A 7614-nucleotide genomic window follows, 5' to 3' on the forward strand; every position below is an offset into this window, starting at 1 on the left:
GCCCGCAGCGGGCCACCACCTCTCCCTTCGCACCCTGCGTGGGCTCTTCCACCGCGCGTGGGAGCCGGGGGCCGGGTCGGGTCGTACGATCGGGGCATGCTCATTTCGTCCGTTCCGGCCTTCCGCGGGGCGGCGACCGCGCTGACCGGCCTGCCGCGCGCGCTCGCCCGGCGGGCGGCGGGCGGATGAGCGCGCCGCCCGAGCTGCCGATCACCGAGGTCCTGCCGGAGCTGCTGCGCGAGTTGGCGCGGTGCGGGTCGGCCGTGCTCACCGCTCCCCCGGGCACCGGCAAGACGACGGTCGTGCCGCCGGCCCTGGCGGACGCCGGGATGCGCGTCCTGGTCGCGGAACCGCGCCGGCTCGCCGTACGGGCGGCGGCGCGGCGGATGGCGGCGCTGACCGGCGGGCGGGTGGGGGAACGCGTCGGGTTCACGGTGCGCGGTGAGCGCAGGGCGGGCCCGGACACCCGGGTCGAGGTCGTCACGACGGGCGTGCTCCTGCAACGCCTCCAGCGCGACCAGGAACTCGCCGGGGTGGACGTCGTCATGCTCGACGAGTGCCACGAACGCCACCTGGACGCCGACCTGGCGCTCGCCTTCCTGCTCGACGTACGCGACACCCTCCGCCCGGACCTGCGGCTGATCGTCACGTCCGCCACCACGGACGCCGGCCCGTGGTCGCGGCTGCTCGGCGGCGCCGGGGGCCCGCCTGCTCCCGTCGTGCGCGCCACGGGCACGATGCACCCCGTGGAGACGGTCTGGGCGCCGCCGGCCGGACCGCTCCCGCCGCCGCACGGGACGCGCGTCGATCCCGCCTTCCTCGCCCATGTCGCGCAGGTCGTCGAGCGGGCTCTGGCCGAACGCGACGGCGACGTGCTCTGTTTCCTGCCCGGCGTGGGCGAGATCGGCCGGGTCGCCGGGCTGCTGCGGACCGGTCCGGACGTGGAGATCCTGCAGGTGCACGGGCAGGCCCCGGCGCACGTGCAGGACGCCGTGCTCACCGCCGGTTCGGCCCGCCGCGTCGTGCTCGCGACCTCGGTGGCCGAGTCGAGCCTCACCGTGCCCGGGGTGCGCGTCGTCGTCGACTCCGGGCTGGCCCGCGAGCCGCGTACCGACCACGCGCGCGGCCTGGGCTCGCTGGTGACCGTCCGGGCGTCCCGGGCGTCGGCCGGTCAGCGCGCCGGCCGGGCGGGCCGGGAGGCGCCGGGGGCGGTCTACCGCTGCTGGCCGGAGGCCGAGCACGCCCGGCTGCCCGAGTACGCCCAGCCGGAGATCGCGGTCGCCGACCTGACCGGGTTCGCCCTCCAGGCCGCGTGCTGGGGCGCCCCCGATGCGACCGGCCTCGCCCTGCTCACCCCGCCGCCGCCCGGGGCGATGTCCGCCGCCACCGCCGTCCTGCGCAGCCTGGGCGCGCTGCGGCCGGCCGGTCCTGACGGGGCCGCGCCGCGGCCCCCCGGGGTCACCGGCCAGGGGCGGCGCATGGCCGGCGCTGGCGTGCATCCACGGCTGGCCAGGGCGCTCCTCGACGCCGGGCCGGGGGCCGCGGAGGTGGTGGCGCTGCTGTCCGAGCAACTGCCCAGGGACGCCGGCGACGATCTGGTGGAGATCCTGCGCGCGGTCCGCAGGGGTGGCCGCGACGGCGGCATGGGCGGGTTCGCGGCCCGGTGGCGTCAGGAGGCGAAGCGGCTGGCCGTACCCGGTGAACGCGGCGCCGCCGCGATGTCCGACGACGCGCTCGCCGGGCTGGTGGTCGCGCTGGCGTTCCCCGAGCGGGTGGCGCGGCGGCGGGGCGGCGGCTACCTGATGGCCTCAGGCACGCGGGCGCAAACCGGTCCAGGATCGCGGCTGGGAGACGCCGAATGGGTGGCCGTGGCGATCGCCGACCGGCCTTCCGGGTCGGCGGCGGCCCGCGTCAGGCAGGCCGTCGTCATCGACGAGGACACCGCGAGGCGGGCCATGACCCCGGTGAAGGAGACCGAGGTCGGGTGGCGGGTCCCGCCCGGCGCGCGGCGCGGCGACGTGTCGGCGCGCACCGTCGAACGGCTCGGCGCCATCGAACTCTCCTCCGCGCCGCTGCGCGACCCCGACCCCGCTCTGCTGCGCGAGGCCCTGCTGTACGGCCTGCGCACCGAGAACGTGCTCACCTGGACCAGGGAGGCCGTCGCGCTGCGGGAGCGGCTGGCGTTCTGCCACCGGGCGATGGGCGACCCGTGGCCCGCGATGGACGACCTGATCGCGCTGGCCGACCGGTGGCTCGAACCGGAGCTGTCAAGGGCCCGCCGCCGCGCCGACCTGGAACGCCTCGACGTCGCCGGCTGCCTGCGCCGTCTCGTCCCGTGGCACGCCCGCCTCGACGCCGTGGCGCCGGAGCGGATCGAGGTGCCCACCGGGTCCAGGATCCGGGTCGACTACTCGGGCGAGCAGCCGGTGCTGGCCGTGAAGCTCCAGGAGCTGTTCGGCTGGGAGGACACTCCGCGCATCGCCGGCGTCCCGCTGCTGATCCACCTGCTGTCCCCGGCCGGGCGCCCGACCGCCGTCACCGCCGACCTCGCCTCCTTCTGGCGCGAGGGCTACCACGCCGTCCGCGCCGACCTCCGCGGCCGATACCCCCGCCACCCCTGGCCGGAGAACCCCCTGACGGCCTCCCCCACCCGCCGCGCCAACCCCCACCGCTGAAGTAGGGGGCGAGGACAGAGGTCGCCGAAGACCGGGTGACAACGGCGTACGCAGGCCCGGCGCCGGTGACCAGCGGCGGTCTTCCCGGCTTGCCTCGCAGTCGCCGGGCGAGAACTCCATCTCGGGCTGATCCGGTGGTCGGCCCGGGCGCGCGGTGGCACTATGACGGACATGCGCGTGCCATCGCGAGCCTCGAGCGCTGTGGTGGCCATGGTGGTCGCCGGCCTGGTGGTGCTGACCGTCGTCATGGCCAATCAGTCCTTCCAAGCCTGGAACAGGACGGTCTACACCGAACACGGCGCACTGCTGGAGGAAGGCTCGCTGCCCCCGCCGCTCTACCCCGTCAGGGCGTCCGTACCGGTCTTCGACCGGGAGGGCGGCCGGGAGGTCGGGCAGATCACGCGAACCGTGATTTATCCGATCTCGAACGCAGACATCTGGACGACCGGCCGGGTCTACGCCTGGGTCTGGAACGCCGACCTCTCCCCCGGCCTCGGCTCGGCGCAGGTCCGCGCCCGTGAAGTCAACCTGCGTAGCGCCGCCGACGCGCAGGTGGTGGGCACCCTCAGGGCGGGAGCGCGGCTGGAGAAGATCCACGTGAACGCCAAGGGAAGCTGGGCGTTCACAGCGGTTCCTGTGGCCGCGCACTCGGTCGACCTCGGCCGCGAGGAACGCGGCGGCACGTACTGGACCAACGAGTACACCGTGTTCACCTGGACGACCAGGGAGGGCGGCGACGTCGACGGCCGGATGACGCAGCACCGCCTCACCGATCCCGGCTACATCCTCGCACCACTGATGCTCCTCTTGCTGGTCGCCGTGTACGTCAGCGTCACGCTCGCACGAAGGAAGGCTTCATACGTGAACAAGAGCAAGAACACCATCACGATCTCCGGGGTCACCAGCTCGGCGATCAACGTCCAGAGCCCGCTGGCCTCCGCCCTGGTCAAAGTGGAGGCCGGCGGACAGGACGAGGCAGCGGGAGGTCTCGTACGGCTGATCGACCTGGTGCAGGGTTCCAGCCTGCCCGAGGACGACAAGCGGCAGGTGCTCGACCTGTTGGCGGCACTGGCCGACGAGGCGGCGAAACCCCAGCCCAAGAAGGGCGTCCTGGCCACGCTGGGCAAGGAGATCGGGGTTTCGCTCGCCGCCTCCGTCATCGCCGAGCAGGCCACGCCGCTGCTGGAGCAGATCAGCCAGCTGTGGCGGTGATGCGCACCGATGGGTTGGAGTCGAACTCGCTCCAGCAAACCCGCCGAGGCGGCGATCGATCACGCGGGGCCTGGTGATCATTATCGACCGCTCCGTCCGACATACCGGCAGGAGCGTTTCAGATCCGCCGGGCCGGCGCGGTTCTAGTCCGTCGTGCTCGGTCGGCCGGCTTTCCCGTCGAGCCACAGCGTGTCGGATTCGTCCCGGTGGGAGCCGGTGGTTCCCACGTGCTTCGCATCGATCTTCGCCCCCTTATGGATCTTCTCGTTCTGGTTTCGGGGATGGTTTGCCGGTGGTGGTGCGGTCCGCGGGTCAGGCCGGCTGGTAGGTCAGGTCCATCACCCACCACGCCGTCCAGCGACATGAACAGGCCGGCCACGATCTTGCGCGCAGCGGTCATCGAAGTCTTCTCGCACAGGGGCGTCACGTCTCCACGTTTCGGGGTTCTCGTTGCACTTCGGGCGCACCGCCGAACGGGTGGGTGTCACCACCGGGCGGGTGAGCCAGACCGTCAAGAAGCTGGAACGCAGGATCGGCGCCCCGCTGTTCGAGCGCACCAGCCGCCGGGTACACCTGATGGCGATCGGCCGGGAACTGGCCGTCGACCTGACCCCGCTGGTGGCCGGGATGAACGACGCCGTGCGCCGGGCACTGCCAGGTGCACATCCACGAGACCCGGCGGAGATGTCAGGCTTCGGGCTGCCGGCCTGCCTCGTTGAGCAGTTGGTCGCCGAGCGCGGTCCGCGAGTAGAGCACCTGCCGGCCCGTACGGCGCGAGGTGAGCAGCCCGGCGGCGCGCAACGCCTGGAGATGCACGCTGAGCGTCGGCGCGGAGAGCGCCATCTGGGTGGCGGCCTGAGTGGTCGACATCGGCAGGTCGAGCTGAGCCAGGAGGGCGGCCCGGGTCTGCCCGAGGACGCCGGCGAGCGCCGAGCGGGGCTGCTCGGGGCGCTGCTCCCAGAGCCGGCCGAGGCCGCGCGGGGAGTAGGAGACGCTGGGGGGTTCCGGCGGCGCGGTCCGCACCACGACGTCCGGCCAGGCGAAGGCGCACGGCACGAGGATCAGGCCACGCCCGCCGCAGTCGGCGTGGCCCTCGTAGTATTTGACGATTTTCAGCGTCTGGTCGGCGAAGGTCACCGACGGGTGCAGGTTGCTCATCATCCGGTCGACGCCGCCGTCGGCCAGGGCGTCGAGTCGGTAGGCGATGTCGTCGTGGAGCAACGCGTCGATCCGCGCCCAGTCCGGGGTGATCGCGACCCGATGGTACGCCTCGAGCGCCTCGATGATGGGGCCGATGCCCGCATCGGGCCTGTCTACCAGCGCCTGGAGCAGGGCTCGCCGCCCTTCGCGGCCGGGTCTTTGCTGGGCGGCCGGGTGGGCTGCCAGGTGCGCCAGCTCCTGCGCCACGATCTCCGGATCGGCTTCGGCGATCTGCGCGAGCGCATCGGCGAAGGTCGAGGACCGGCGACCCGGCGGCGGCACCAGGAAGTCGGGGATGTAGCCCTCCGGACGCACCAGCGCCCGCAGCAGGTCGAGGTCACGCCTGCGCAGCCGGCCCGCTCGCCCGGCGAACCTGCCGATCCAGGCACTGTGCAGATGCCACCCCTGGCTGCCGGCGGCCAGCGTACGCAGGCTGGCGACGGTCTCCATGAGAGGCGAGACGGCGAAGCGTACGCGGGTCAAGTCGGTCGCCGTGAAGTGCAGATGGATCATGCGGGGCCGCCCTTCGATTAGGCAGGAGCCTAATCGTGGCCGGGCGCGTGGCGCCACGGGAGACTGAGAACACAACGCAGACAACGAAAAGGACATCGGAAAATGCGCAAGCTGATCTACACCGCCTTCGTCTCGCTGGACGGCGTCGTCGACTCGCCCGGCGGCGGCACCCGCTCCGAGAACCACCGCAGCGGCGGCTGGACCTACAAGGACATCGAGTTTCAGCCGGAGGCGTACGAGATCAAGGGCCGGGAGACCGAGGAGACCACCGCACTGATGTTCGGCCGGACCAGTTACGAGGCGTTCTCGCCGTTGTGGCCGGACATGGAGGACTTCGCCGCCCTCAAGGAGCTGCCGAAGTACGTCGTCTCGACCACCCTCGCCGAGGACGCCCTCGTCGGCAACTGGGGTGACATCACGATCCTGCGCTCCCTTGACGACGTCGCGAAGGTCAAGGAGACCGACGGCGGCCCCATCGTCATCCACGGCAGCGCCACCCTCGCCCGCAACCTCTCCGACGCCGGCCTGATCGACCGCTACCACCTGCTGGTCTTCCCCGTGCTGCTCGGCGCCGGCAAGCGGATGTTCAGCGACGCCGACAGGGAGAAGCAGATGCTGAAGGTGGTCGAGTCCGAGACCTACGCCAACGGCATCACCAAGCTCGTCTACGACGTCGTCAAGTGAGCCGGGCCGCCATGATCCGCGAATCGATGACGCAGGCCCTGCCCGCAGCCTACGAACGACTGCACGCGTACGGGCCGGAGTTCGGCGGCGACGAGGAGGGCAACCACGGGATGACCAACCACGGCCCGATGGCCGTGGAGGTCATGGTCCGGCGGGGGCTCGACATCGACGTCGACCGCTGGCTCGACCGCTACGTACGCCGCCTGGCGGAGTTGCCCGGCGCCGGCGCGGCCATTCAGCCCGGCGAGTGGCGCGCGGCGCTGGGCCAGGCGCGACGGCTGCCGGACTGGGCCGCCTACTTCCGCCACGAGCTGACCGTACGCCCATGGTCGCAGGTGCTCATCGAGTGGTGGCCGCGGCTGCTGCCGGGGATCGTGGCCGGCTCGACCCACGGCGTGATCCGGGTCAGTCACGCGGTGCGTACGCTGCGCGGCACCGCTCACGCCCCGGCACGCCAGACCCTCGACGAGCTGGCCCACGGGCTGGCGTTCTGGGCGGCGCGCTACCGCCGGCTCGCCGGGGTCGTCGCGCCGGAGGGCACCCTCACGCCACATCAGGCATTGCCGGCCATCACCCGGCTCAGGGACCAGAGCGGCTTCATCGCCCACCGGCTCGACCGGCTCGAGCACAGCCCCGGCTGGACCGCGAGCCTGCGCGCGCTGGAACCCGCCGCGTCCGCCGAACAGGTCCCGGCGCGGCTGGAGTCGCTCGTCGACAGCGCCGCCAAGGCCTACCTCGGGCTCGGCCACGGCTCGCCGGTCCTGCTGGTCCACGCGGCTACCGCACCCAACGCCGTACGGCACGTGCTCCCGGTCCTGCCGACCGAGCAGTGGTTGCCGAGCTTCGCGGCGGCCTGGGCGGCGGTGGCGGCGGTCGTCGCGACGTACGCTCCGGCCCGGCCGGCCCCCTCCGCGGAGATCGTCCGGCGCTATCCCGCGCCATCCCGCGAGGACGCGCTCCAGCGGGCAGCCGAACACGGCGACGAGCACGTCCTGAAGTTCGCCGACACCGCCGTCGAGTCGTACGATCGCACCGGCGACCCGGAGCTACTCACCGCGACCCTGCACGTCGGCGAGCTGATCAACCGTCCCTGACGCGCCAGAAGGTCACCGTGATCCTGAATCTGCTGACTGATCGGTCCGAGGAGACAGCTACCTAGGAGATCTTGCGGCGGTAGGTGTTCATGGCGAAGGCGTAGGCGACGACGAGGATGCCGACGCACCAGGCGAGGGCGATCCAGATGTCGGTGCCGACCGGCTGCCGGGTGAACAGGTCGCGGATGGCGTTGACGATGGAGGTCACCGGCTGGTTCTCGGCGAAGGCGCGCACC

Annotated in this window: 5 protein-coding genes and 2 pseudogenes; 5 read left to right on the forward strand and 2 right to left on the reverse strand. The window is 72.5% G+C overall.

Annotation, left to right across the window (positions count from 1 at the left end):
• Positions 1–185: 185 nt before the first annotated feature.
• Positions 186–2675: an ATP-dependent helicase HrpB gene (gene hrpB / locus QSK26_RS38675; RefSeq protein ID WP_285780331.1), complete on the forward strand. Its 2490-nt coding sequence runs from the start codon at positions 186–188 to the stop codon at positions 2673–2675.
• A 177-nt stretch (positions 2676–2852) separates the two neighbouring features.
• The gene (locus QSK26_RS38680) at positions 2853–3887 is read left to right on the forward strand and encodes a hypothetical protein (RefSeq protein WP_285780332.1); all 1035 of its coding nucleotides are present in this window, start codon (positions 2853–2855) and stop codon (positions 3885–3887) included.
• A 143-nt stretch (positions 3888–4030) separates the two neighbouring features.
• Here the strand turns inward: QSK26_RS38680 and QSK26_RS38685 are convergent.
• Positions 4031–4147: pseudogene (locus QSK26_RS38685) on the reverse strand (DUF4287 domain-containing protein); the annotation flags it as partial.
• A gap of 190 nt (positions 4148–4337) precedes the next feature.
• Here QSK26_RS38685 and QSK26_RS38690 point away from each other — a divergent pair.
• Positions 4338–4460, forward strand: a pseudogene (locus QSK26_RS38690) (LysR family transcriptional regulator); the annotation flags it as partial.
• 114 nt (positions 4461–4574) lie between these two features.
• On the opposite strand, the gene QSK26_RS38695 reads toward QSK26_RS38690, so the two are convergent.
• The gene (locus QSK26_RS38695) at positions 4575–5600 is read right to left on the reverse strand and encodes an ArsR/SmtB family transcription factor (protein ID WP_285780333.1); all 1026 of its coding nucleotides are present in this window, start codon (positions 5598–5600) and stop codon (positions 4575–4577) included.
• A 102-nt stretch (positions 5601–5702) separates the two neighbouring features.
• On the opposite strand from QSK26_RS38695, the gene QSK26_RS38700 reads away from it, so the two are divergent.
• Together QSK26_RS38700 and QSK26_RS38705 are read left to right on the forward strand one after the other, a co-directional pair.
• Complete coding sequence (locus tag QSK26_RS38700; protein ID WP_285780334.1) at positions 5703–6284, forward strand: dihydrofolate reductase family protein; 582 nt, start codon at positions 5703–5705, stop codon at positions 6282–6284.
• Between the two features lie 11 nt (positions 6285–6295).
• A complete protein-coding gene (locus QSK26_RS38705; protein ID WP_285780335.1) occupies positions 6296–7378 on the forward strand; it encodes a questin oxidase family protein in 1083 nt (360 codons plus the stop codon).
• The last annotated feature ends 236 nt before the right edge of the window (positions 7379–7614 follow it).

Source organism: Microtetraspora sp. NBRC 13810, from assembly GCF_030268685.1.
Taxonomy (GTDB): domain Bacteria; phylum Actinomycetota; class Actinomycetes; order Streptosporangiales; family Streptosporangiaceae; genus BSRQ01.

What these genes read in the sequence shown, in the direction of transcription:
- hrpB (WP_285780331.1), top strand. Translation starts at nt 186, where the DNA reads ATGAGCGCGCCGCCCGAGCTGCCGATCACCGAGGTCCTGCCGGAGCTG.
- QSK26_RS38695 (WP_285780333.1), bottom strand. Translation starts at nt 5,600, where the DNA reads ATGATCCATCTGCACTTCACGGCGACCGACTTGACCCGCGTACGCTTC.
- QSK26_RS38700 (WP_285780334.1), top strand. Translation starts at nt 5,703, where the DNA reads ATGCGCAAGCTGATCTACACCGCCTTCGTCTCGCTGGACGGCGTCGTC.
- QSK26_RS38705 (WP_285780335.1), top strand. Translation starts at nt 6,296, where the DNA reads ATGATCCGCGAATCGATGACGCAGGCCCTGCCCGCAGCCTACGAACGA.